Genomic DNA, 24,961 nt, shown 5'->3' on the forward strand with positions numbered 1-24,961 from the left:
TGTCTTTCAGTTCTTGTCTTTGAGCAGCCGGCGCAGCACCTTGCCGGCGCCCGTTGTGGGCAATGCATCGATGAAGCTCACGGCGCGCGGCGCCTTGTAGCTCGCCATGTTCTCGCGCGACCAGGCGATGAGCGCGTCGGCATCGAGCTGCGCATCTGGCTTCCGCACGATGAACGCCTTCACCACCTCGCCCTTCTCGGCATCGGGCTGCGCGATCACCGCGGCCTGCGCCACCGCGGGATGCTTGATGAGGATGGTCTCGACCTCTTCCGGGAACACGCTGTAGCCCGAGACCTTGATCATTTCCTTGAAGCGGCCGATGAAGGTGAGGTAGCCGTCCGCATCGAGCTTGCCCATGTCGCCGGTGTGCACCCAGCCGTTGCGCAACGTGGCCGCGGTGGCCTCGGGCTTGTTCCAGTAGCCCTTGAAGACGCCCGGGCTGGTGAGCACGATCTCGCCGACTTCGCCGGTGGGCATGTCGGCACCCGTGTCGGCATCGAGGATGCGGATCGTCACGCCCGGCACCGCGATGCCTTGCGTGCCCCAGCGCGGCGCATGGTGCGGCGTGTAGGTGTCGCAGGTGTGGGTTTCGCTCAGGCCGTAGGCGGCCTCGAACGAGGTGCAGTTCGCAGCATGCGAGCGCCACTGCGCGGCGAGCGGTTCGGTGAAGGTGATGCCGAAGCTGGTCACCGGGTTCATCTGGAGGCTCGACAGGTCGAAGCCCGCGATGTCTGGCACCTGCATGCACGCCACGTTCATCGGCGCGATGCTGTACCACCAGCTCACCTTGTGCGCGGCAATGGCCTGCAGCACCGCACGCGGATCGAAGCGGTGCAGCAGCACAGAGGTGGCACCGCTCAACACCGGCACGTTGACGCCCATCAGCATGCCTGCGATGTGATACAGCGGTGCGATGGAGAGCAGCACGTCGTCCGGGCGCACGCCGTTGCAGTCGACCACCGCGCGCGTCTTGAAGAGCGCATTGCCGTAGCTCAGCATCGCGCCCTTGGGCAAGCCCGTGGTGCCCGAGGTGTAGGTCATGAGCGCGACATCGTCCATATCGATGGCCACGGGCTCCGGCTTCGCACCGGACTTCATCACCGCGAGGAAGTCTTCGCAATCGTCGGGCACGTTGCGCTGCGTCTTCTGTTCGGCAGAAAGCTCGGCCGGCAGGTCGAGCACCGCGGACGCGGGCAAGAGGTCTGCGTAGTGCACCACGAACACATGCGCGAGCGCGCTCTCGGACTGCACCTTGCGCACCACCGGCAGCAGAGATGCGGCCGCGACGATCACGCGCGCCTTCAGGTCGTTGACCTGGTAGGCGAGCTCGTGTTCCTTGTTGAGCGGGCCGCTCGGGCAAACGATGGCGCCGATCTTCTGGATGCCGAAGTGCGCGACCAGGTACTGCGGGCAGTTGTTGAGAAAGAGCACCACCGGCTCGCCCTTCGCAACGCCGATGGCCTGCAGCCGCGCGGCGAAGGCATCGCTCGCGCGGTCGAGTTCGGACCAGCTCATCGCGTGGCCGTACCAGATGCAGGCGGCGCGCTCGCCGCGGTCTCGCGCATGGGTGCGCAGGTATTCGTGCAAGGGTTGTTGCGGACGATCGGGCAGTGTCTCCATGGCGTCTCTTTCTCAGGGTTATCGATAGCCGCCTGCACGGGGCAGGCGCTTGCCAATGGGTGCATGGTGCACGAACAATCCTACCCATGGGTATAACTTCCGCGACACGGCACAAACCCTCTGGGTCCGACACGCAGCCGCCGGCCACCACGGCGCAACCGCACCTGCCGCAGGGCACGGGCCGCCAGCGCGCCGCGACGCAGAGCACCGACACGCAGCGCGAACGCATCCTGCAGGCGGCCGCGCAGCTCTTTGCCGCACAGGGCTACGCCAACACGACGATGGCGCAGATCGTGCGCGCGCTGGGCGTGACCAAGCCCTTCGTGTACTACTACTTCCGCGACAAGCAGGAGATCTTCGAGACACTCTCCTGGCGCCCGGCGGTCGACTGCTTCACCGCGCTCGACTTCGCGGCCGACGACCCGCGCCGCGCCAGCGAGAAGGTGCTCGAGGGCATCGAACGGCTGATCCGCGCGACCATCGCGCACCACCCTGTCGCCTTCTTTCCGTACCGCGAGCCGCAGGTGTACCGGCCCGAATACATCGCGGCGCAGAAGAAGCTCGCGCATCACTTCTACGACCTCTTGTGCCCGCTGCTCGAAGAGGCGCGGCGCGACGGCGACCTCGACTTCGGCGAAACCAAGATCACCGCGCTCGCGGCCTGCAGCCTGCCGGGCTTTCTCTACAGCTGGTATCGCCCCGGCGGCCGGCTGTCGCCCGACGAGGTGGTGGCCGAGCTCACGAAGCTCGCGAGTCGCGTGATCGGGCTACGCGCGAGAGACTGAATACCAACCTCCGGAGACACACCATGAAGCTCAAGAAGGCGCCCCTGGCGCGGATCGCCCTTGCCTCGCTGTTTTGCATCGCGGGTGCCACGCACGCGCAGCAGCCGACCTACAAGATCGCCTACATCGATCCGCTCTCGGGCCCGTTCGCCAACGTCGGCGAGCTGATGCTGATGCACACGCAGTACGCGATCGAGGACATCAACGCCAAGGGCGGCGTGCTCGGCGGCACCAAGCTGCAACTGCTGCAGTTCGACAGCAAGCTCTCGGCGCAGGAAAGCCAGAGCGCGCTGCAGGCCGCCATCGACCAGGGCGCCAAGGCCATCGTCACGGGCGGCTCGGGTTCCTCGGTGGTCACGGCGCTGGTGCAGTCGGTGGCGCGCTGGAACCAGCGCAACCCGGGCCAGGAGCTGATCGTGCTGAACCACTCCTCCATCGACCCCGAGATGACCGGCAAGGGCTGCAGCTTCTGGCACTTCCAGACCGAGGCCAACACGGCGATGAAGATGAAGGCGCTGGCCAACTACATCAAGAAGACGCCCGATGTGAAGAAGGTCTACCTGCTCAACCAGGACTACGCGCACGGCAAGCAGTGGGCCAGCTACGGCCGTCAGATGGTGGGCCTCGCACGGCCCGACATCGAGTTCGTGGGCGAGGCGCTGCATCCCATCGGCCGCGTGAAGGACTTCGCGCCCTACATCGCCAACATCCGCCAGAGCGGTGCCGATTCGGTCATCACCGGCAACTGGGGCCAGGACATGACGCTGCTGCTCAAGGCCGCGGGCGACGCGGGCTACAACCTGCGCTACTTCAACCACAGTGCGGGCTCGGTGCCGGGCACGGTCACCGCGGTGTCGCAGGCCAAGACGGGACAGCTCACCTGGGTGGCCGAATGGCATCCGGGCCAGGCCGATACGCCGAAGACCGATGCGCTGGCCAAGGCCTACAAGACCAAGACCGGCAAGGACTTCCTCGCGCCGCGCATCGACATGACGCCGCGCCTGCTGGCACTGGCCATCAACAAGGCCGGCAGCGCCGACACCGTGAAGGTGGCCCGCGCGCTCGAGGACCTGACTTTCGACTCGGTGGTCGGGCCTGTGCGCATGCGCGCCGAAGACCACCAGCTGCTGCTGCCGCAGGTGGTCAACACCATCGCGCCGGTGGACGGCAAGGCAGTGAAGGTGGGCTGGGAAGGTACGAACTATGGTTTTCGCACCGATGCGGTCTACACGGGCAACGAGCTGGCGCAGGGCACGGAGTGCAAGATGGCCAGGCCCTGAGCAGCCTATGAGGGACGCAAGCAATTTCTAGGGGAAACCCCGTCCTTCCTGCCCCCTGTGCCGTCGGGATACTCCGGGTGATACCTCACGGATTTCCGAAGCGGGTCCATTCCAAAGGCACAACACCAAATGGCAGGCAAAAACTCGCTCTATCCGATCCCGCATCCGGCGAAGAAACCCTTCGTCGGCAACCTGCTGTCGATCGGCTCCGACTCCCCCGTGCTCGACATGTGGAAGATCGCGCAGGACCTGGGCGGCATCTACTGGCTCGACATGCCGGGCATGCCGGTGATCGTGGTGTCGTCGCCCGCGCTGGTCGACGAGCTCTGCGAGGAAGCCCGCTTCGACAAGAGCACGCGCGGCGCATTGCGCCGGCTGCGCGCCGCGTCGCACGGCCTCTTCACCTCCGACACGCACGAGGAAACGTGGTCCAAGCCGCACAACATCCTCCTGGCCAACTTCAGCCAGCGCGCGATGCAGGCCTACCACCCGATGATGCTGGACATCGCGGGCCAACTGGTCACCAAGTGGGAGCGCCTCAATTTCGACGAAGAGGTGGACGTGGTGCGCGACATGACCGCGCTCACGCTGGACACCATCGGCCTGTGCGGTTTCGGCTACCGCTTCAATTCGTTCTACCGCGAGGGCTTCCACCCCTTCGTCGATGCGATGGTGCGCACGCTGGAGACGGTGCAGAACCGCCGCGGCCTGCCGCTCGAAGAGCTCATGCTCAAGAAGGAGCTCGCGCAGCAGCGCAAGGACATCCGCTACATGCACAAGATGGTGGAAGACATCATCGAGGAGCGTCGCGCGAGCGGTGCCGACATCGCCACCAAGCCCGACCTCCTGAGCTACATGATCGCGGGCGTGGACAAGAAGAGCGGCGAGCAGCTCACCGACAAGATGATCCGCGACGAGTGCATCGAATTCCTCATCGCGGGTCACGAGACCACCAGCGGCCTGCTCTCCTTCGCGATCTACTTCCTCCTGAACAACCCGGAGGCAATGGCCAAGGCGCAGGCCGAGGTCGACAGCGTGTTCGGCGGCGACACCTCGCAGAAGCCCACCTATGCGCAGGTCAACCGGCTGCAGTACGTGATGCAGGTGCTCAAGGAGTCGCTGCGCATGTTCCCGACCGCACCGGCAATTTCGATGCGCGCGAAGGAAGACACGACCATCGGCGGCCAGTACACGATCAAGAAGAACAACATGGTCATCATGCATGCGCTCGCGCTGCATCGTGACAAGGGCATCTGGGGCGAGAACGCCGACCGGTTCGACCCCGACAACTTCAGCCGCGAAGCCGAGCGCGAGCGGCCGGTGAATGCCTTCAAGCCCTTCGGCAACGGGCAGCGCGCCTGCATCGGGCGGCAGTTCGCGCTGCAGGAAGCCGTGCTCACGCTGGGCATGATCCTGCAGCGCTTCAACCTGGTCGATCACACGGGCTACAAGCTCAAGATCAAGGAAGCGCTGACGATCAAGCCGGAGAACTTCAAGATCAAGGCGCTGCTGCGCGACCCGGCCTCGCGTCCGCGCAGCAACAACGGCGAGGCGAACGCCACGCCGGACGCACCCGCCAAGCCCGTTGCGCGCAAGCCCCAGGCGGCGCGCCACGGCACCTCGCTGCTGGTGCTGCAGGGCTCCAACCTCGGCACCGCCGAAGACCTCGCGCGCCAACTGGCAGAGGCCGGCGAGCTGCGCGGCTTCTCCACGCAGGTGGCCTCGCTCGACGACTATGCCGAGCGCCTGCCGGCCAATGGCGCGGTGGCCATCGTCTGCGCCTCGTACAACGGCGTGGCGCCCGACAACGCGGCCGAGTTTCACCGCTGGCTCGACAAGGCCGACGACGCGCTCAACGGCGTGCGCTTCAGTGTGTTCGGCTGCGGCAACACCGACTGGGCCGCGACCTATCAAGCGGTGCCGCGCAGCATCGACGAGCGGCTCGAAGCGCTGGGCGCCACGCGCGTGCATCCGCGCGGCGAAGGCGATGCGCGCGAGGACATGGACGGCGCCTTCCAGGACTGGAGCGATGCGCTCTGGCCCGAGCTGGTGAAGGCCTTCGGCATCAAGGCCGGCGCCGACACGCCAGCCGAGGCCGAGCCGCTCTACACGCTCGAGGAACTGCCGCCACCACAGAAGAATGCACTGGTCGATGCACTGGGCGCCGTGGCGCTGCGCGTTATCGAGAACCGCGAACTGCAAAGCCCCGGCAACGATGCCGGGAACAGCCGCTCCACGCGCCACGTCGAGCTGATGCTGCCCGAGGGCGTGAACTACGTGCCCGGCGACCACCTGAGCGTGGTGCCGCGCAACAGCCCCGCGCAGGTCGAACGCACGATGGCACGCTTCGGCTTCGACCGCTCGGCGCACGTGCGCCTTTCGGCCGTGCCGGGCCGCAAGACCGCGCTGCCGGTGGACCAGGTCATCGCGGTCGATCGCCTGCTGGGCGACTACGTCGAACTGCAGGACGTGGCCACGCGCAAGCAGATCGCCACGCTCGCGGCGTACACCGAGTGCCCCTTCACCAAGCCGAAGCTGCTCGCGCTCTCGGGCAGCGACGAAGCCTCGCAGGCCGCCTACAAGGCCGAGGTGCTGCACAAGCGCAAGTCGCTGCTCGAACTGCTCGAAGAACACCGCGCCTGCCAGGTGCCGTTCGCGGTGTTTTTGGAGATGCTGTCGCCGCTCTCGCCGCGCTATTACTCGATTTCGTCGTCGCCTTCGATGACGCCGGGCCGCTGCAGCGTGACCGTGGGCGTGGTGAGCGAGCCCGCGCTCTCGGGCAACGGCATCTTCGAAGGCGTGTGCTCCAACTACCTGGCACGCGCCGAGGCGGGCGACACGGTGCACGGCGTGATCCGCGAGACCACGGCCGAGGGCTTCCGCCTGCCGGAGGACGCCAACCGTCCGCTGATCATGGTCGGCCCCGGCACCGGCCTCGCGCCGTTCCGCGGCTTCCTGCAGGAACGCGCGGCGCAGGTCGAGCGCGGCGAGGCGCTGGGCGAGGCGATGCTGTTCTTCGGCTGCCGCCACCCCGAGCAGGATTTCATCTACGCCGAAGAGCTGCAGGCCTGGTCGCACCGCGGGCTGATGAAGCTGCACACCGCCTTCTCGCGCTCGGGCGAGCGCAAGGTGTATGTGCAGGACCTGATCCGCGAGCAGGCCGCGGCCGTGTGGAAGCTGCTCGAAGCGGGCGGCGTGATCTACGTGTGCGGCGACGGTTCGCGCATGGAGCCCGACGTGCGGCGCACGCTGACCGACATCGCGCGCGAGCACGGCCACGACAGCAACGCCTGGATGGACAAGATGATTGCCGACCAGCGCTACGTGCTGGACGTGTGGGCGGGGAGTTGAACTAGGCGCTCAGCGCCGCGGCATGGTCCTGGAACGTGCCGCGGATCTGCCAGCCGTCCGGCGTGAGCGCGATCACCTTGTCCGAGAGGCCGTGCTCCCTGGCCTGCACCTTGATGTCGGCCGCGGTCGCGCACATGAGGTCGAGCATCGTCTTGGCCGTGAGTTGCTGTCCCGCGAGCTGGCGCTTGGCGCCGCTGTCCATGAAATAGACCGTGTTCCGGCTCGGCACGACCGCGAGCAGTTCGCCTTCGAACCCCTCCGACAGCCTTTCCCATACACCGGGCAGCAGCAGCGTGGAGGCTTCGAACTCGTCGCCCGCCACCAGGGCCTTGTACATGACGAGGTCTTGCGCGCCGATGTTCGCGCCCGCCTTGCGGATCAGGTTCTCGACCGCCAGTTCGTGGAGCTCTTGCGCGTCGAGACCCAGTTCGTCCATGCGTTCCTGCGTGAGCGGAACGGGCTGCGCGGGTTCATCGATGGCATAGGTCACCAGCAGGCCCGCGTCTCCGGCCAGGGGATAGGCCACGGGTGTCTGCGCCTCCCGGTTGCCGCCCTGTGCTTCGATGCGGTCGAGCATCGGCTGGACCGTATCGAGAAAGCTGACATGCTTGATGCGCGGATAGATCCGGGGTGGATTCGGCTTCATGGTGCCCGGATTGTTCGGACGGCCCCACGGCGCAACAAGTGCAGGAAGTCATGGGTCGAAATAAAAAAGCCGGCAGTTGCCGGCTTCAGGATATTCCCCGATTGGTTCACAGATCGCGGTCGGGGTCGGGATAGACCAGTGGCCCGAGGAGCCCGCGATTGAACGGCTTCCACTCGCCCTCGGGCTGCGCCAGCCGGTCGGCCACCGCATAGAGCACCGCGGGATGCGCGCCGAGCCCCAGGTGACTGGCCATCACTTCGATGTTTTCCGACTGCGGGCCGGTCTTCTCGATGCTGCAGCGCCAGGCGACGACGCCGTCGGTGCGGCTGAAGATCGAGGTGGTCGGCACCGGCGGCGTGGGCTGCACGAACTTCATGCGGCGCGGGTCGTGCGAGCTCTGGCCGCTCACGCCTTCGTACACGCGCCAGGCGTTGGTCGCGCGCGGGCTGCCGGAGAACGGGCTGCCCAGCGTGATGACGTTGCGGATCAGGCCCGAGTGGGCCGAGGCCAGTAGCCGGGCATAGACGCCGCCGAGGCTCCAGCCGATCACGCTGACCTTCTGGCCGCTCTTGTCATTCAGGGTCTTGAGCAGCTCGACCATGCCGTCTTCCACGCCTTCGCGCGGACCGAGGTTGCGGCCCAGGCCCCAGCCGTGAGCGTCGTAGCCGCGGCTCGACAGGTAGCGGCGCAGCAGCAGCGTGGAAACATCGCTCGCCACCAGGCCCGGCAGCACGAGCACCGGATGCCCGTCGCCGCGCGGCGTGAGCTGCAGGAGCGGCCACATGGCGATGCCGGCGCCCGTTTCCCAGAGGGCGCGTGCTTCGGCCAGCAGCAGCAGGCGCGAGGGCGGCGCGATGTGATCGTGGGTGGCGGTGGTCATGGAGGCGGCTTCCTTTCGGGTTTTCTCTTTTATAGGACGAGCATGAGGGGCCATGGTTGCACTCTCCCGTCGGACGACATCGTCATTTATCCGAGGTATTTGCCCCTCAGGTAATCAAGGTAAGCCCTCGATTCGCTGGAAACATACGGAGAAACCAGCGTGAGCGTGTAGAAAGCCGCCAAACCGGGATCGGCCTGCGCGAGGGCATCGCGCCCGGGCACCAGCCGCTCGAACGACAGCCAGCAGGTGGTGGTGAACACCATCTGCAGCGCGAGGATGCGCGCCTGCTCGGCGCTGGTCTCGATCACGCCCGAGGCGACGAGCCCTTCGCACAGCGTTTGCGCAGCGAGCAGGTTCTGCGCGGTGAGCGCCTGCGCGCGCTGGCCCAGGGCCGGGTACTCGCTGGCCAGGAAGGCCATGTCGCGGTAGATGAAGCGGTATTCGTCGATGGCCTCGAAGCGCAGGTGCAGCGCGAGCCAGAGGTCGTCGATGGCGGAGATCGGCGACGAGGAGCTGTTGAGGGTTTCGAGCCGTTGCTCGAAGCGCCGGAACAGCCACTCGACGATCAGCTGCTTGGCCTTGAAGTGGTAGTGCAGGTTGCCGGGGCTGATGCCGAGCTCGGCGGCGATCTTGTGCGTCGACACGGCCGCAAGGCCTTCCGCGTTGAACAGCGCGAGGCTGGTCTGCAGGATGCGATCGCGCGTGGTGTTGGAGCTGGCCACAACCGGGTTGCGTTGTCGTCGCTCAGCGTTGCTTGGTGCCGCGGCGCGGGCTGTCGCTGCCTTCGAGTTGCGCGAGGCGTTCGCGCAGGTGCGCCACCTCGTCGCGCAGGGCCTGCACTTCTTCCGCGCTCGGCATGCCCAGGCGTTGCAAGGCGGTGGCGACGCGCTGGTCGAACACGTCCTCGAACTTGCGGATGCCGAAGCTGTCGAGGCTCGGAAAGCCGCGGGTGAGCGCGGCCTTGGCAGCCGCCGCATCGACCTTGCCCTGCCCGATGCCGAGCAGGCCTTCGATCACGTTGGCCTGGCGCTTGGCGACGTCGCTGCGCACGTTGTCCAGCGCCTTGAGGCCGGCACGCAGCAGGCCTTCGGCCTTGCTGGGTGCAGCTGCCTCGGCCTTCTTCGCCGCGGGGGCCGCCTTGCGGGGCGCCGCGGCTTTCTTTCCAGCCGGAGCCTTGGCCGGAGCTTTCTTCGCAGGCGTCGCCTTCTTCTTCAACTTTGCAGTTTCGTCAGTGCGGGTCGCCATTCAGTAATGCTCCAGATAGCAGAAAGAGAAAGAGGCGCAGAGCGCCTCGGGGGTCAGGCCGCCTTGCGGGCAGCAGCGCGGCGAACCGGCTTCTTGGCGACGGGCGCCTTGGCCTTCACGGTGCGCACGGGCTTGGCAGCTTCGCCGGCCACGCGGGTTTCGATTTGCTTGGCGCCGGCAGCGATGCGGTCGGCGATCTGCACCGAGACGGTGGCGATCGGCTGGTTGATGGCGGTCAGCGTGTTCAGCACCGAGGTGGCAACCGGCGATTCGACGCGGGCCACGCGGCCGGCGACGGTTTCGATGCCGCTGGTGGTGCCGGCTGCAACGCGGTCCATCACCGAGACGATGCGGCCGGTGTCGATGTCCAGGCGGTTGGCCAGGAAGCCGTTGACCTTCTCTTGCGCGCCGATCAGGTTGGCCTTGATCTGTTCGCTCACCAGGGGAATCTGGCGGCTGCCCAGGAAGTTGCTGTAGCGCGTGGCGGCGCCGCCCAGGAGGCGATGCACGCCGGTGCGGTAGGCGCCGACCAGGGTCTTGCCCGCGTCGTTGTATTGGCCGACGACGTGGATGGCTGCGGAAGCGAGGGTGGTTTGCGTGGACATGATGAAGATTTCCTTGAAGTTGAATGGGTCGCTGGATGCGATGGGCCCATCTTCTTCCGAAGGGCCTAGGCCTGCAAAACTAGAACCGTCGGAAAACTAGTCCAACTGCCCCAATTTTCGGGCCCGGCGCCTTCTACACCCCTTCGATCATGCGGCGGCCGCCCTGGGAGCGCTGGCTCGCTTGGCCGGTACGGCCTTTCGGGCTACGGGCTTGGCGGTCGTCTTGATGGCGGTCTTGGCAGCGACCTTCTTGGCAGGCGCCTTCTTCGCCGGGGCCTTGGCCGCAGCCTTGGCCGGCGCGGGTTTCTTGCCCGCCGCACTCACCGGTGCCTTCTTGCGCGCGGCCGGCTTCTTCACTTCGGGGGCCTCCGGCGCAGGCTCGGCGACAGGTGCGGGCTTGGGTGCCGTGACGCCAGCGGCGGACGGATGCTTCTGCGTCAGGTCCATCAGGAGCTTGTGCTCGGCCAGCATGTAGTCGCCGATCTCGGTGATGTCGGGCACCGCGCGGCGGCAGGCGATGAGGCCGTAGTCCATGCGGCCGTTGTAGCTCTGCACCGTGACGTTGAGCGCCGTGCCGTGGCTGGCGATCGACACCGGGTAGTAGCAGGTGACCAGCGCGCCCGCGAAGTACATCGGGAACGGCGCGCCCGCCACATTGGAGATGGCCACGTTGGCCGCCGGCGGCAGCAGGTTCACGAGCCCCGAGCGGCCGACCATCGAGGCGATGCCCGACACGAGCCACGGCGCGGCGAAGGTCGGGAAGTCGTCCAGGATCACCGCCTTGAAGCGGTTCATTGTCGACTTGGAGCTGTTCGACGACGCATTGATCGCCTTCAGCCGCTGGATCGGGTCGGTGATGTCGGTCGCCAGGCTCACCAGGATCATGCTGGCCTGGTTGTTGGCCGTGTCGTCGCCCGCTTCGCGCAGGCTCACCGGCACGCCGGCCACCAGCGGCTTGGCGGGCAGCTCGTTGTTGTCGGCCAGGTAGTGGCGCAGCGCACCGGCCACGGTGGCCATGACCACGTCGTTGAGCGACACGCCGAAGTGCTTGGCGATGTACTTGGTCTCGGCCAGCGAGATGGTGCGGCCGGCAAAGGTGCGCTGGTTGGTGATCGACACGTTGAGCGAGGTGCGCGGAGCGAAGAGGTTGAACTTCTTCGGCGCGGTGGCCGTGGCCTTCTCGGCCGCCTTCTCGTCGGGCTTGGCCAGGCCGCTGATGGCCCGTGCGATGGCGGGCGCCATCTTGAAGAGCTTGACGTACTGCTGCGCCGTGTTGCGTAGCGCCGCTGTCGCGAGTTCGGCCATGCCGAGCTGGTAGTTGTGGTTGCGCGGCCGCGCGCGCGGCGGCTTCACCACGCGCCCCGTGGCCTCCAGGTCGAAGATGGCCTTGCCCACTTCGACGCCGGCCTGCCCGTCGATGCCCGCGTGGTGCACCTTGGTGTAGAGCGCCACCTGGCCGCTCTTGAGGCCATCGATGATGAAGAACTCCCACATCGGGCGGCTGCGGTCGATGAGCGTGGAATGCAGCCGCGCCACGTACTGCTGCAGCTGGCGGTTGGTGCCGGGCTTGGGCAGCGTGATGTGGCGCACGTGGTAGTCGAGGTCGATGTCGTCGTCCTCCACCCACACCGGGTTGGTCATGTCGAAGGGCATGAGCGCGAGCTTGCGGGTGAACACGTCGGCCAGGTGGATGCGGCTGGCCATGAACTGCTTGGCGTCTTCGTAGAAATCGCCCTTGTAGCCCTTGGGCAGGTCCAGCACGTTCAGCGAGCCCACGTGCATCGGCATCTCGGGCGTTTCCAGGTGCAGGAAGGTGGCATCAAGACCGCTCAGGTGTTTCATGTGTTGTGTCTCCTTGGTGGGGCATGCGCCGTTCGGCAGGATACCCCGCACGTGGCGTTCGTGGGCCCCGCCTGCTTCAGTGTTTCCACCGAGGTTTTCCCGAGTAATGAAAAAGTGGCGGCGGCCGCGACAACGGCGCGCAGCGCCTTTTTCACGGGGGCTTCGTACACTGCCGTTCATGACATCCACCCCCTCCCTGCCTCCCCAAGACGACCACCTCTGGCTCGAAGAGATCGACGGCGAGGCCCAGCTCGACTGGGCCCGCCAGGAGAACGCGAAGACCGTGCAGGCGTATGCACAGTCGCCCGCCTTCAAGGCGCTCGAAGCGGGCATCCTCGAAGTGCTCGACTCGGACGAACGGATTCCGATGGTCCGCAAGATCGGTCCGTTCTTCTACAACTTCTGGCGCGACAAGGACCATCCCAAGGGCCTCTGGCGCCGCACCACGCTCACCGAGTACCGCAAGCCCCAGCCCGCCTGGGAAACCGTGATCGACATCGACGCGCTGGCCGCCGCCGACAAGGAGAACTGGGTCTGGCACGGCGCCGACTGCCTGGAGCCCGACTACAAGCGCTGCCTCGTTTCGCTCTCGCGCGGCGGCGCCGATGCCGATGTGGTGCGCGAATTCGACCTGCAGAGCAAGACCTTCGTCGAAGGCGGCTTCACGCTCCCCGAGGCGAAGAACCACGTGGGCTGGAAAGACATCGACCACCTCTACGTGGCCACCGATTTCGGCCCCGGCTCGATGACCAGCTCGAGCTACCCGCGCATCGTGAAGGAATGGAAGCGCGGCACGCCGCTCGACGCCGCCGTGACGGTGTACGAAGGCGCGCACGAGGACATGTCCGTGAGCGCCTACCGCGACAACACGCCCGGCTTCGAGCGCGACTTCGTCTCGCGGCAGATCGACTTCTACGAAAGCGAGACCTGGCTGCGCGGCACGGACGGCACCCTCGCCAAGATCGACGTGCCCGACGACTCCAACACCGACATCTGCCGCGAGTGGATGCTGATCGAGCCGCGCGAGGACTGGACCGTGGGCGGCGCGACCTACAAGTCGGGCTCGCTGCTGGCCGCGAAGTTCGACGACTACATGGCCGGAAAGCGCGAACTCACCGTGCTGTTCGCGCCTGACGAAACGACCGCGCTCGACAGCCATTCGTGGACGCGCCACCACCTCATCCTCAACGTGATGCACGACGTGGTGAACAAGCTCGAAGTGCTCACGCCGCAGGACGGCGGCCCGTGGAAGCGCGAGAGCCTGGGCGGCGCGCCCGCGCTCTCCACCATCGCGGCCGGCGGCATCGACGAGGACGAGAACGACGACTACTTCCTCACCGTGAGCGGCTTCCTGCAGCCGACCACGCTCTACATCGGCACCATCGGCCAGGGCGAGCCCGAGGTGCTGAAGGACAGCCCCGGCTTCTTCGATGCATCGCGCTACACCGTGAGCCAGCATTTCGCGGTGTCGAAGGACGGCACGCGCGTGCCCTACTTCGAGATCGCGCCCAAGGACCTGAAGGCCGACGGTACGAACCCCACGCTGCAGTACGCCTACGGCGGCTTCGAGATTTCGCTGCAGCCCAGCTACAGCGGCAGCATCGGCCGCGCCTGGCTCGAGCAGGGCGGCGTCTACGTCATCGCCAACATCCGTGGCGGCGGCGAGTACGGCCCGCGCTGGCACCAGGCCGCACTGCAGGAGAACCGGCTGCGCACCTGCGAAGACTTCGCGGCCGTGTCCGAGGACCTGATCGCGCGCGGAATCACATCGCCGAAACACCTGGGCGCGATGGGCGGCAGCAACGGCGGCCTCCTGATGGGCAACATGCTCACGCTGTACCCGCAGCTCTACGGCGCGATCGTGAGCGAGGTGGCGCTGCTCGACATGCGGCGCTACACGCACCTGTCGGCCGGCGCTTCGTGGATCGCGGAGTACGGCGACCCGGACCAGCCCGAGGAGTGGGCCTTCATCCGCACCTTCTCGCCCTACGAGAACGCGAAGGCCGAGGCGCACTATCCGCCCGCGCTCTTCACCACCTCGACCCGCGACGACCGCGTGGGCCCGGTGCATGCGCGCAAGATGCGTGCGAAGCTGGCCGCACAGGGCCACGCCACCAGCTTCTACGAGAACATGGAAGGCGGGCACAGCGCGGCCACGGACAACAAGGAATCCGCCTTCATGGATGCGCTCGGCTATGCGTATCTGTGGCAGCACATCGGCAAGACGGCATGAGCCACCGGGCAGGGCCGAACCCAGTACGAAGCACGGAGATCACCCGATGAACACCACCCTCGAACTGATCGGCGCGCCGACCGACATCGGCGCCAGCGTCCGAGGCGCCGGCATGGGCCCCGACGCGCTGCGCGTGGCCGGCGTGGCCGAGGCGCTCGCGAAGCAAGGCTTCATGGTCATCGACCGCGGCAACCTCGCCGGCCCGGCCACGCCCTGGGCACCACCGGCCAACGGCCTGCGCCACCTCGCCGAGGTGATTGCCTGGAACCGCTCGGTCTACAACGCCGTCGACGCCGCGCTGGGCGCAAACCACGTGCCGCTGATGATGGGCGGCGACCATTGCCTGGCCATCGGCTCGATCAGCGCGGTGGCCTGGCATGCGCGCAAGCGCGGCAAGAAGCTGCGCGTGTTGTGGCTGGACGCGCACTCGGACGTCAACACCGAGACGACGAGCCCCAGCGGCAACCTGCACGGCATGCCGGTCTCGTGCCTGCTGGGCCACGGGCCCGCGGAACTCACCGGGTGGAGCGGCGAGCCTGCGGCGCTGGCGCACGAGGCGATCCGATTCATCGGCATCCGCAGCGTCGACTCGGACGAGAAGGAGGCCATCCGCACGCTCGGGCTGAACGTGTTCGACATGCGCCACATCGACGAGCACGGCATGCGCACCACCATGACCGAGGCGCTGCAGGACGTCGACGAGGACACCCACCTGCATGTGAGCTTCGACCTGGACTGCCTCGACCCCAACATCGCGCCCGGCGTGGGCACCGGCGTGCGCGGCGGGCCGACCTACCGCGAGATGCAGCTGTGCATGGAGATGATCTCCGACACAGGGCGGCTGTGTTCGCTCGACGTGGTGGAACTCAACCCCGCGCTCGACGTGCGCAACCAGACCGCGGAAATCGCCGTGGAGCTGATCGAGAGCCTGTTCGGCAAGTCGACGCTGGTTCGGTAGGCCGCGCGTTCAGCCGCGGTTCGGTGAAGGCGCAACCGGGAAGCTGGTTGCGGGCGCCGGTGCTGTGGCGGGCGCTTCTGCCGGCATGTCGGGTGGTGCATCGGCGCCGCCGCCCTCGAGGAAACGGTCGAGCAGCGTGAAGAAGCGGTCGTAGAAGCGTTCGTCGGTCAGCGTCTCGCTGGCCACCTTGACCATCGCGTCGTCGCTGCCGGCGAAAGGCAGCGAGAGCGAGCCGATCGCGCCGACGCCCAGGCTGGCCGAGTTGTTGACCTTCTTGATGCCGTAGCGGTCCTGCAGCGCCGTTGCGAAAGCGACGGTGCTCTGCTTGCCGGACTTGCCCCCCTCCCGCGCGCAGACCACGCGGAATTCGACTTCGACGTGCACCTCGGCCGCCGGCTGGAAGCTCTTGCGCCCGGTCACCAGGTCGGCGTTGGCCGCGGTGACCATGTAGCCCTGGCTCAGCAGCGCGCGCCGCGCGGCCTCGCAGGTCTGGGCCTCGGTGGCGGCGTAGTTGCGCGTGTGGGTGGTGGTGGAGTCGAACTCCTCCGGCTCGTACGACACGCGCCGCGAGGCGCTGCCGCAGCCGGCGAGCACGAGGGCAGACAGCAGGCCCAGAACGAGGACCGGCGTGCGAAGGGAAGAAAAGGAAGGCAAGGCAGTGAAGTGGGACGGCATGGCGCGGCGAATGCTAACCGGCGCCTCCGCCGGCAAGGCTTCGAGCGCGGCGGCGGGCCGGCGTTCCCTGGCGGCGGATTATTTTCAGGACCACATGAGCACGTGATGGGCCCGCACCTTGGTGGCGGCGATCAGCCGCGCGTTGGGCGCATCGGTGCTGGCCACCCAGTCGCGCGCGGCCTCGGCGCTGCGGCCGAACTGCTCGTGGCGCGCGACCAGGCGCGCTTCGCGCACCGCGTCGTCGATGTCCACGTACCAGACCTCGTCGAGCATCGCCGCCGCACCGGCCCAGGGACCGACGTCGTGCAGCAGGTAATTGCCTTCGGTGATCACGAGCCGCGTCGAGGGCAGCACCGCGATGGCGCCGGCAACCGGCTCCTCGATCTCGCGGCGGAATTCGGGGGCGTAGACGATGTCGCCATCGGGCTTCTGGTTGCGCAGCCGCTGCAGCAGGGCGACGTAGCCGGCACTGTCGAAGGTGTCGGGAGCGCCCTTGCGGTCGGCGCGGCCGAGCCGTTGCAGCTCGACATTGGCCAGGTGGAAGCCGTCCATGGGGACGACCTGGGCGCGGTCGGCACCCACGGCCTGGAGCATCGCGAGCGCCAGCGTGGACTTGCCGGCACCCGGCGCACCGACCAACCCCAGCAGCTTGCGCTGCCCGGTGGCCATGAGGGCCTGCAGACGGGCAAGGCCGTCTGCAGGAACGGAAGGAAGCTTTTGCACGGGGATGGAACTCATCCCTCGAGCGTAGCGTCCCCGCGCGTCAAAAAAGCATCAGGGGTACAGGCCGCGTTCCTGGCGCGCCATCAAGATCCGCTCGCAAGCCACCGCGTACGTTGCCGTGCGCAGCGTGATCTTGTGCTTGTCGGCCGTGTCCCAGATCTGGTTGAGCGCGTTCATCATGATGCGGTCCAGGCGCACGTTGATCTCGTCCTCGTCCCAGAAGAAGGACGAGAAGTCCTGCACCCACTCGAAGTAGCTCACCGTCACGCCGCCGGCGTTGCAGATCACGTCGGGCACCACCAGCACGCCGCGCTCGGCGAGGATGTCGTCGGCCGTGGGCACCGTGGGGCCGTTGGCGCCTTCGAGCACCAGCTTGGCGGTGGTCTTTTGCGCGCGCTCGGCGGTGATCTGGCCTTCGAGGGCGGCTGGGATCAGGATGTCGCAGGCCGTGTCCCAGAAGGCTTCGTTGGGCACCACGTCGCCGCCCTTGAAGGCGATGACGCCGTCCTTGTTGGCGATGGGGATGAGCGTCGCAAGGTCCAGGCCGTTGGTGTTGACGATGGTGCCGGTGTGGTCCTGCACAGCAACGATCTTGGCGCCCGCTTCGGCAAAGAGTTCGGCCGCGACCGAGCCCACGTTGCCGAAGCCCTGCACCGCGATGCGCGCGCCGCGCAGGTCCATGCCCAGGCGGCGCGCGGCTTCACGGCCGGTGACGAACACGCCGCGGCCGGTGGCCTTCACGCGGCCGAGCGATCCGCCCAGGTGCAACGGCTTGCCGGTGACGACGCCGGTGGCGGTGCCGCCGACGTTCATCGAATAGGTGTCCATCATCCACGCCATGATCTGGCCGTTGGTGTTGACGTCGGGCGCGGGAATGTCGGTGTGCGGGCCGATGATGATGCCGATCTCGCTGGTGTAGCGGCGGGTGATCTTCTCGAGCTCTTGCAGCGAGAGCTTCTTCGGGTCGACGCGGATGCCGCCCTTGGCGCCGCCGTACGGCAGGTTGACGGCGGCGGTCTTGATGGTCATCCAGGCCGACAGCGCCATCACTTCCTCGAGCGTGACGTCGGGGTGGAAGCGCACGCCGCCCTTGCCCGGGCCGCGGCTCATGTTGTGCTGCACGCGGTAGCCCTCGAAATGGGCGATGGTGCCGTCGTCCATTTCGATCGGCACGTCCACGATCAGCGCGCGCTTGGGGCGCTTCAGGGTTTCGACCCAGCGGGCCAGCGGGCCGAGGTACGGCACGACACGGTCGACCTGGGAGAGGTACGTTCCCCACGGGCTGTTGGCGGTGGGGGAGACGAAGGAGAGTTTTTCACTCATGAGAGATCCCTTGGATTGGAACTGAGGTGGCCGCAACGATAGACCTCTCGCGCCGGTCGCGCCATGGCTTATGCGCGCCGCGCTGGCGGTTATGCAAGAGACGTTATGCGGCGTTGTTCCGGGCACCGACCGGCCAGCGACAAGGCGAGCGGCCGGCAGATAACCAAACTGTCATCGACCGGTTATCGATCGCGCAGATCCACTTCATAGAGTTGGCCTCACCAACCAACCATCTCAAGGAGCTAGCGAATGAAGTCCTCTTCCACCACCCGCACCAGCCACGTCCTGGGCACCGCCGCCGTCGCCGCCCTGCTGGCCATCGCCTCGGCACCGAGCCTTGCAGGCAACTACGCCGAAGGCGACCCGCGGCCCGTGCCGCTTGCCTCGTCGACGACGCGCGCGGCCGTGACGACCGATGCGCAGCAGTGGCTCAAAAGCGCGCCCACGCAGGGCTACACCGCCAGCTACGCGCCGCCGACCGCCGTCGGTCCCGCGAACAGCCGCGCCGCCGTGGCGGCCGACGCACGGCTGTGGGTCCAGTCCGGGATGGCTGCGCTGCAGAACAGCGATGCCGGCGCCGACCCGACACGGCCCGCCTACCGCCAGGCCATGGCCGAATACAACAAGCTGCGCACGAGCCGCGCCTATGGCGCGCTGGTCGACCAGCTCACGCGCCAGCAGGCGGCTGCGCAGTCGCACACCAACGTTCGCTGAGCGGCAACGGTGCCGGATCGCGCGGGGAGGAGCGACGCAGGGTAGGCACAGGGCACTTCCTTGGTTCTATCTCCTATGGCCAGCCACCATAGGCCGCATCTTCTGCAAGGAATCGATGCAGGGACCGGATAATTCTCCGATGCTCGACCTGGACCGCATCGACCTTCGCCTGCTGAAGATCCTTCAGGAGGACGGGCGCATCACCAACCTCAAGCTGGCCGAGGCGGTGGCGCTCTCGCCCACCGCGGTGCTGGCGCGCGTGCAGCGCCTCACGCGCGACGGCTTCATCCTGGGTTACGAGGCCCGGCTCGATCCCGAGAAGCTGGGCCGGGGCTTCACGGTGTTCGTCGAAGTGCTGCTCGACCGCACCACGCCCAACGTGTTCGATCAGTTCAAGGCCGCGGTGCAGGTGCGCGACGAGATCATGGAATGCCACATGGTCGCCGGCGGCTTCGACTACCTGCTCAAGACCCGCATGGCCGACATGGCCGCATACCGCGAGTTCGCGGGCACGGTGCTGTGGCAACTGCCCGGCGTGCGCGAGACGCGGACCTATGCGGTGATGGAAGAAGTAAAGAGCAGCGCGCGGCTGCCGCTCGGAATCTGAAGCTCAGGCGGGCTTGCGGGCCCGGCCGCCGAAGAGCGCGGTGCCGACCCGCACCATCGTGCTGCCGGCGCTGATGGCGGCTTCGAGGTCTGCGCTCATGCCGAGCGAGAGTGTGTCGAGCGCGATGCCCGCTCCCTTGATCGATTCGAAAACTGCATGCGCTCGCAGGCACAGATCGCGCTGCGCCGCGAAATCCGGCGCCGGTTCGGGGATCGCCATGAGCCCCCGCAGCCGCAGATGTGGCAACGCCGCCACAGCGCGAGCGAGTTCGATGGCCTCTTCCGGCGGCACGCCGGACTTGTTCGCGCCGCCGTCCACGTTAACCTGAAGGCATACATTGAGCGGCGGCAAATGGGCCGGCCGTTGCGCCGACAGGCGCTCGGCGATCTTGAGCCGGTCGATGCTGTGGACCCAGTCGAACTGCTCGGCGACAGGTCGCGTCTTGTTGCTTTGCAGAGGGCCGATGCAGTGCCATTCGAGGGAGGCGCGCAGATCGGCGAGCGCTTCGATCTTGTCCAGCCCCTCCTGCACATAGTTCTCGCCGAAGGCGGTTTGGCCCGCCGCATGCGCCTCACGCACCGCCTCGGCCCCGAAGGTCTTGGACACCGCCAGCAACCGGACCCCGGCCGGGTCGCGGCCGGCCGTTACACATGCCGCCTCGATCCGGTTCTTTACTTGCTGGAGGTCGTCGCCAATCATCGTCATAATCGTCCAAAATCGTATCAAAACGTCACCGAACTCGAGCCGAGGAGCCCCGTGGACATCACCCAACTGCTGGCATTCAGCGTCAAGAACAAAGCCTCCGACCTGCACTTGTCGGCCGGGCTGCCGCCCATGATCCGCGTCAATGGCGATGTGCGCCGCATCAACGTCGATGCGCTCGACCACAAGGGCGTGCACGCGATGGTGTACGACATCATGAGCGACACGCACCGCAAGCACTACGAAGAGTTCCTGGAGGTCGACTTCTCGTTCGAGATCGATGGCCTTGCCCGCTTTCGCGTGAACGCCTTCAACCAGGCACGCGGCGCGGCCGCGGTGTTCCGGACCATTCCTTCGAAGATCCTCACGCTCGAGCAGCTCAACGCGCCGAAGATTTTCGGCGAACTGGCGCTCAAGCCGCGCGGGCTGGTGCTGGTGACAGGCCCCACGGGCTCGGGCAAGTCGACCACGCTGGCGGCGATGGTGAACTACCTCAACGAAAACGAGTACGGCCACATCCTCACGGTGGAAGACCCGATCGAATTCGTGCACGAGTCCAAGAAGTGCCTCATCAACCAACGCGAAGTGGGCCCGATGACGCTGTCGTTCTCGAACGCGCTGCGCTCGGCCCTGCGTGAAGACCCGGACGCCATTCTTGTGGGCGAACTGCGCGACCTCGAAACCATCCGCCTCGCGATGACCGCGGCCGAAACGGGCCACCTGGTGTTCGGCACGCTGCACACCTCGTCGGCCGCCAAGACCATCGACCGGATCATCGACGTGTTCCCCGGCGAAGAGAAGGAAATGATCCGCGCGATGCTCTCGGAGTCGCTGCAGGCAGTGATTTCGCAGACGCTGTGCAAGACCAAGGACGGCCAGAGCCGCGTGGCGGCGCACGAGATCATGCTGGGCACGCCTGCCATCCGGAACCTGATCCGCGAGGCCAAGGTGGCGCAGATGTACTCCACCATCCAGACCGGCCAGGGCTCCGGCATGCAGACGCTCGACCAGAACCTGATGGAACTGGTTCGCCGCAACACGATTTCCGCCGCCGAAGCCCGCGGCAAGGCGAAGATTCCCGAGAATTTCCCCGGCTGATCCACAGCCCACCGGAGTACCGACATCATGGAACGCGATCAAGCCAGCCAGTTCATCAACGACCTGCTCAAGCTCATGGTGAGCCGCAACGGCAGCGACCTGTTCATCACCGCCGACTTTCCGCCCGCGATCAAGGTCGACGGCAAGGTCACCAAGGTGTCGCAGCAGGCGCTGGGCGCGCAGCACACGCTGGCGCTCACGCGCTCGGTCATGAACGACCGGCAGGTGGCTGATTTCGAACGCACCAAGGAGTGCAACTTCGCGATCTCGCCGACCGGCATCGGGCGCTTTCGCGTCAACGCCTTCGTGCAGCAGGGCAAGGTCGGCATGGTGCTGCGGACCATTCCCGCCAAGCTGCCGACCATCGACGGCCTGGGCATGCCGCAGATCCTGAAGGACGTGTCGATGACCAAGCGCGGTCTCACCATCCTCGTGGGCGCCACGGGCTCGGGCAAGTCGACCACGCTGGCCGCGATGATCGACTGGCGCAACGAAAACTCCTACGGCCACATCGTCACGGTGGAAGACCCGGTCGAATTCGTGCACCCGCACAAGAACTGCGTGGTGACGCAGCGCGAAGTGGGCATCGACACCGACAGCTGGGAAGCGGCACTCAAGAACACGCTGCGCCAGGCGCCCGACGTGATCCTGATGGGCGAAATCCGCGACCGCGAAACCATGGAACACGCGGTGGCCTTCGCCGAAACGGGCCACCTCTGCATGGCCACGCTGCACGCCAACAGCGCCAACCAGGCGCTGGACCGGATCATCAACTTCTTCCCCGAAGAGCGCCGCGCGCAACTGCTGATGGACCTGTCGCTGAACCTGCGCTCGCTGGTCTCGCAGCGCCTGGTGCCGACCGAAGACGGCCAGGGCCGCGTGGCCGCCGTCGAGGTGCTGCTGAACACGCCGCTGATTTCCGACCTGATCTTCAAGGGCGAGGTGGGCGAGATCAAGGAGATCATGCGCAAGAGCCGCAACCTGGGCATGCAGACCTTCGACCAGGCGCTGTTCGACCTGTTCGAGAGCCATTCGATCACCTTCGAAGACGCGATCCGCAACGCCGACTCGGCCAACGACCTGCGGCTGCAGATCAAGCTCAACAGCCAGCGTGCGCGCAGCACCGACCTGGCAGCGGGCACAGAACACTTCGCGATCGTCTGACCGGCGAGTGGGGCGGCACCAGGGCGAGGCTGCGCCCATTCGCCGAATGGCTTTAAGCTCGTGCTCCATGAGCAGCATCAACACCCGAACCTACGAATCCATCCCCGCGCAGACGGTGGCCTTTCTCGGCCTCGGCGTCATGGGCGGGCCGATGGCCGGCCACCTGGCCAAGGCCGGCCACAGCGTCACGGTCTACAACCGCACGGCCGCCAAGGCAGAGGCCTGGGCCGCCGAATTCGGCCCACCCGGCCGCCATGCCGCCACCCCTCGCGAAGCCGCGGCGGGCGCCGACATCGTTTTCTGCTGCGTCGGCAACGACGACGACCTGCGCTCGGTGGTGCTGGGTGCCGACGGCGCCTTCGCCGGCATGAAGAAAGGCGCCGTGCTCGTCGACCACACGACCGCTTCGGCCGACGTGGCGCGCGAACTGTCGAAGGCGGCCGAGGCGCTGGGCCTGCACTTCATCGACGCGCCGGTCTCCGGCGGCCAGGCCGGTGCGCAGAACGGCGCGCTGACCGTGATGTGCGGCGGCGACGCGGCCGCGTTCGAGCGCATCAAGCCGGTGGCCGCGTCGTTTTCGCGCGCAGTCACCCTGTTGGGCGAGAGCGGCGCGGGCCAGCTCGCGAAGATGGTGAACCAGATCGCCATCGCGGGCCTGGTGCAGGGGCTGTCGGAGGCCATCGCCTTCGGCCAGCGCGCCGGCCTGGACATGGAAGCCGTGCTCGGCGTCATCGGCAAGGGCGCAGCCCAGAGCTGGCAGATGGACAACCGCGGCAAGACCATGATCGAGGGCAAGTTCGACTACGGTTTTGCGGTCGACTGGATGCGCAAGGACCTGGGCCTGGTGCTCGACGAGGCCAAGCGCAACGGCGCGCGCGTGCCGGTGACGGCGCTGGTCGACCAGTTCTATGCCGACGTGCAGCAGGCCGGCGGCAGGCGCTGGGACACCTCGAGCCTGATCATCCGGCTCAAATGAAAAAGGCCCGCGGATGCGGGCCTTCTTGTTTCAGCGGACCGGCGAGGTCGTCACCGCCGGCTGCGCGGGCGTCGCCGAGCCCGGCGCGGGCAGCGGCTCCATCGGCGGCAGCGGCACGCGCGACGATGAAGAAGGCGTCGACGGCGTCGCGTTGCTCACCGGCGCAGGTCCCGTGCCGCCACGCTGTGCCGACGACTGGTTCGCCGCCTGGCTTGCGGCGAGGTCGGCCTCGCTCACCACCTCGACCACGCGCACGACCTTCACCACGCCGCCCACGCCGCGCGTGATCTCGGTTGCGCGATCGGTCTCGCGCCGCGTGGCGATGCCCATGAGGTAGACCACGCCGCGTTCGGTGATCACCTTGAACGAATTGGCGAAGATGTCCTTTGCATCGAGCAGCGAAGCCTTCACCTTGCCCGTGATGTAGAGGTCGTTCGAGCGGTCCTGGAAGGTGCTGGGCGCGCCGAGCGTGAGCTCGTTCACCACGGAGCGCACGTTGACCACGCGGCTCACTTCGTCCTCGACGCGGCGACGGTCGGCCTCGTTGCCCACCGCGCCGGTCAAAAGCACCTGGCGGTTGTAGCTGGTGACGCTCACGTACATCTGGTCGTTGGCGATGTCGCGCACGCGGGCGGCGGCGCGCAGTTCGATGCCCTGGTCGTCGAGCTGGGCGCCCGAACTGCGGCGATCGGTTGCCACCATGCCCACGCCCACCACCGCGGCCCCCCCCACCACGAGCGGCACGCAGGCCGAAAGGCCTGCGACCAGGGCGGCACCCAGGGTGAGAGCGAGGGCGAAACGCTGGGTCGACGTGGCCGTCATGGTCTTCATGGTCATGAGGAAGCTTCCTGTTCTCCGAGTAACTGGGCATCCACGCCGTCGCACAGGCAATGCAGCGCGAGCAGGTGGACTTCATGGATGCGCGCCGCACGCTCGTGCGGCACGCTGATCTGGACATCGGTCTCGCGCAGCGCACGGCCGATGACGCCGCCGGTGCCGCTGCTGCCTGCGCCGGGCGCTGCGGGCGGGCCCGAGACGGCATTGCCGAGCAGCGCGACCACTGTCATGTCGCGCTCGTGCGCCGCCAGCACGGCGGCGAGCACCGCAGCCGACTGGCCGCTGGCGCTCAACGCGAGCAGCACGTCGCCGGCCTGGCCCAGTGCGCGCACCTGGCGGGCGAAGCGATCGGCATCGAGCGCACTTGCGCTGTCGGCGTTAGGGTCGGTGGCGTCGCCAGGCAGTGCGATGGCGCCCAGTTCAGGGCGCTCGCGTTCGAAACGACCGACGAACTGCGCGGCGAACTGCGTCGCCAGCAGGCCCGAGACGCCCGCGCCGCAAGCCAGCACCTTGCCGCCGCTGGTCACACAGGCCAGGATGGCCTGCATCGCCTGGGAGATGGGTTTGCTGAGGACCGGTCCGGTCTGATATTTGAGGTCGGCACTGTCGATGAAGTGCTGCTGAATCCGTTGCTCGAGCATGGGGCGGGATGATAACTGGGGGCCGTGAAACAGAACGTGTGAGTTGTGGAGCCTTC

At 67.0% G+C, this 24,961-nt stretch carries 23 protein-coding genes; 10 read left to right on the top strand and 13 right to left on the bottom strand.

The window, feature by feature from the left end; all coding sequences use genetic code 11:
• Positions 1-6: 6 nt before the first annotated feature.
• Entirely contained in the window at positions 7-1,620 is a 1,614-nt protein-coding gene (locus J2W23_RS29500) for an AMP-binding protein (RefSeq protein WP_307651271.1), read from the bottom strand.
• A gap of 86 nt (positions 1,621-1,706) precedes the next feature.
• Between J2W23_RS29500 and J2W23_RS29505 the strand changes: the two genes are divergently transcribed.
• From J2W23_RS29505 to J2W23_RS29515, 3 genes are all read left to right on the top strand, one after another.
• A complete protein-coding gene (locus J2W23_RS29505; RefSeq protein WP_307651272.1) occupies positions 1,707-2,405 on the top strand; it encodes a TetR/AcrR family transcriptional regulator in 699 nt (232 codons plus the stop codon).
• Positions 2,406-2,428: 23 nt separating this feature from the next.
• Complete coding sequence (locus J2W23_RS29510; RefSeq protein WP_307651273.1) at positions 2,429-3,685, top strand: branched-chain amino acid ABC transporter substrate-binding protein; 1,257 nt, start codon at positions 2,429-2,431, stop codon at positions 3,683-3,685.
• Positions 3,686-3,814: 129 nt separating this feature from the next.
• Positions 3,815-7,036, top strand: coding sequence for a bifunctional cytochrome P450/NADPH--P450 reductase (locus J2W23_RS29515; RefSeq protein WP_307651274.1), 3,222 nt, complete (start codon positions 3,815-3,817; stop codon positions 7,034-7,036).
• Between the two features lies 1 nt (position 7,037).
• On the opposite strand, the gene J2W23_RS29520 is transcribed toward J2W23_RS29515, so the two are convergent.
• The 6 genes from J2W23_RS29520 to J2W23_RS29545 form a co-directional block, all read right to left on the bottom strand.
• The gene (locus tag J2W23_RS29520) at positions 7,038-7,682 is read right to left on the bottom strand and encodes a hypothetical protein (RefSeq protein WP_307651275.1); all 645 of its coding nucleotides are present in this window, start codon (positions 7,680-7,682) and stop codon (positions 7,038-7,040) included.
• A 106-nt stretch (positions 7,683-7,788) separates the two neighbouring features.
• The gene (locus J2W23_RS29525; protein WP_176661915.1) at positions 7,789-8,562 is read right to left on the bottom strand and encodes an esterase/lipase family protein; all 774 of its coding nucleotides are present in this window, start codon (positions 8,560-8,562) and stop codon (positions 7,789-7,791) included.
• An 86-nt stretch (positions 8,563-8,648) separates the two neighbouring features.
• Positions 8,649-9,284, bottom strand: a complete 636-nt coding sequence (locus J2W23_RS29530; protein WP_307651276.1) for a TetR/AcrR family transcriptional regulator — start codon at positions 9,282-9,284, stop codon at positions 8,649-8,651.
• Positions 9,285-9,306: 22 nt separating this feature from the next.
• Positions 9,307-9,807, bottom strand: a complete 501-nt coding sequence (locus J2W23_RS29535; RefSeq protein ID WP_307651277.1) for a phasin family protein — start codon at positions 9,805-9,807, stop codon at positions 9,307-9,309.
• Positions 9,808-9,860: 53 nt separating this feature from the next.
• On the bottom strand, positions 9,861-10,412 hold the full coding sequence (locus J2W23_RS29540; protein ID WP_307651278.1) for a hypothetical protein: 552 nt from the start codon (positions 10,410-10,412) through the stop codon (positions 9,861-9,863).
• A 147-nt stretch (positions 10,413-10,559) separates the two neighbouring features.
• Positions 10,560-12,254 (bottom strand): WS/DGAT/MGAT family O-acyltransferase, encoded by a 1,695-nt coding sequence (locus J2W23_RS29545; protein WP_307651279.1) that lies wholly within the window; start codon positions 12,252-12,254, stop codon positions 10,560-10,562.
• 178 nt (positions 12,255-12,432) lie between these two features.
• Between J2W23_RS29545 and J2W23_RS29550 the strand changes: the two genes are divergently transcribed.
• Complete coding sequence (locus J2W23_RS29550) at positions 12,433-14,487, top strand: prolyl oligopeptidase family serine peptidase (RefSeq protein ID WP_307651280.1); 2,055 nt, start codon at positions 12,433-12,435, stop codon at positions 14,485-14,487.
• A 46-nt stretch (positions 14,488-14,533) separates the two neighbouring features.
• Positions 14,534-15,445: an arginase gene (gene rocF / locus J2W23_RS29555; protein ID WP_176661909.1), complete on the top strand. Its 912-nt coding sequence runs from the start codon at positions 14,534-14,536 to the stop codon at positions 15,443-15,445.
• Positions 15,446-15,454: 9 nt separating this feature from the next.
• Here the strand turns inward: rocF and J2W23_RS29560 are convergent, their stop codons facing one another.
• The 3 genes from J2W23_RS29560 to J2W23_RS29570 form a co-directional block, all read right to left on the bottom strand.
• Positions 15,455-16,120 (bottom strand): DUF2242 domain-containing protein, encoded by a 666-nt coding sequence (locus J2W23_RS29560; protein ID WP_176661908.1) that lies wholly within the window; start codon positions 16,118-16,120, stop codon positions 15,455-15,457.
• An 84-nt stretch (positions 16,121-16,204) separates the two neighbouring features.
• A complete protein-coding gene (locus J2W23_RS29565; RefSeq protein ID WP_307651281.1) occupies positions 16,205-16,858 on the bottom strand; it encodes a nucleoside/nucleotide kinase family protein in 654 nt (217 codons plus the stop codon).
• Between the two features lie 36 nt (positions 16,859-16,894).
• The gene (locus tag J2W23_RS29570; RefSeq protein WP_176661906.1) at positions 16,895-18,166 is read right to left on the bottom strand and encodes a Glu/Leu/Phe/Val family dehydrogenase; all 1,272 of its coding nucleotides are present in this window, start codon (positions 18,164-18,166) and stop codon (positions 16,895-16,897) included.
• 249 nt (positions 18,167-18,415) lie between these two features.
• On the opposite strand from J2W23_RS29570, the gene J2W23_RS29575 reads away from it, so the two are divergent.
• Positions 18,416-18,880 (top strand): hypothetical protein, encoded by a 465-nt coding sequence (locus J2W23_RS29575; protein ID WP_307651282.1) that lies wholly within the window; start codon positions 18,416-18,418, stop codon positions 18,878-18,880.
• 139 nt (positions 18,881-19,019) lie between these two features.
• The gene (locus J2W23_RS29580) at positions 19,020-19,487 is read left to right on the top strand and encodes an Lrp/AsnC ligand binding domain-containing protein (RefSeq protein ID WP_013543828.1); all 468 of its coding nucleotides are present in this window, start codon (positions 19,020-19,022) and stop codon (positions 19,485-19,487) included.
• 3 nt (positions 19,488-19,490) lie between these two features.
• Here the strand turns inward: J2W23_RS29580 and J2W23_RS29585 are convergent, their stop codons facing one another.
• Entirely contained in the window at positions 19,491-20,192 is a 702-nt protein-coding gene (locus J2W23_RS29585; protein ID WP_307651283.1) for a YggS family pyridoxal phosphate-dependent enzyme, read from the bottom strand.
• Between the two features lie 51 nt (positions 20,193-20,243).
• Between J2W23_RS29585 and J2W23_RS29590 the strand changes: the two genes are divergently transcribed.
• The 3 genes from J2W23_RS29590 to J2W23_RS29600 all read left to right on the top strand — a co-directional run bounded on the left by J2W23_RS29590 (position 20,244) and on the right by J2W23_RS29600 (position 23,427).
• Positions 20,244-21,287 carry a type IV pilus twitching motility protein PilT gene (locus J2W23_RS29590; protein WP_013543830.1) on the top strand — a complete coding sequence of 348 codons (1,044 nt, stop codon included), beginning with the start codon at positions 20,244-20,246 and terminating at the stop codon, positions 21,285-21,287.
• A gap of 27 nt (positions 21,288-21,314) precedes the next feature.
• On the top strand, positions 21,315-22,451 hold the full coding sequence (locus J2W23_RS29595; RefSeq protein WP_176661903.1) for a PilT/PilU family type 4a pilus ATPase: 1,137 nt from the start codon (positions 21,315-21,317) through the stop codon (positions 22,449-22,451).
• 67 nt (positions 22,452-22,518) lie between these two features.
• Positions 22,519-23,427, top strand: coding sequence for an NAD(P)-dependent oxidoreductase (locus J2W23_RS29600; protein ID WP_307651284.1), 909 nt, complete (start codon positions 22,519-22,521; stop codon positions 23,425-23,427).
• A 30-nt stretch (positions 23,428-23,457) separates the two neighbouring features.
• Here the strand turns inward: J2W23_RS29600 and J2W23_RS29605 are convergent, their stop codons facing one another.
• Both J2W23_RS29605 and J2W23_RS29610 read right to left on the bottom strand, forming a co-directional pair.
• On the bottom strand, positions 23,458-24,264 hold the full coding sequence (locus J2W23_RS29605) for a BON domain-containing protein (RefSeq protein ID WP_176661901.1): 807 nt from the start codon (positions 24,262-24,264) through the stop codon (positions 23,458-23,460).
• Entirely contained in the window at positions 24,261-24,905 is a 645-nt protein-coding gene (locus J2W23_RS29610; RefSeq protein ID WP_176661900.1) for an SIS domain-containing protein, read from the bottom strand. The genes J2W23_RS29605 and J2W23_RS29610 overlap by 4 nt, the downstream gene beginning before the upstream one ends.
• Positions 24,906-24,961 lie beyond the last annotated feature (56 nt).

The sequence above is a fragment of the Variovorax boronicumulans genome, from assembly GCF_030812215.1.
Classification (GTDB): domain Bacteria; phylum Pseudomonadota; class Gammaproteobacteria; order Burkholderiales; family Burkholderiaceae_C; genus Variovorax; species Variovorax boronicumulans_C.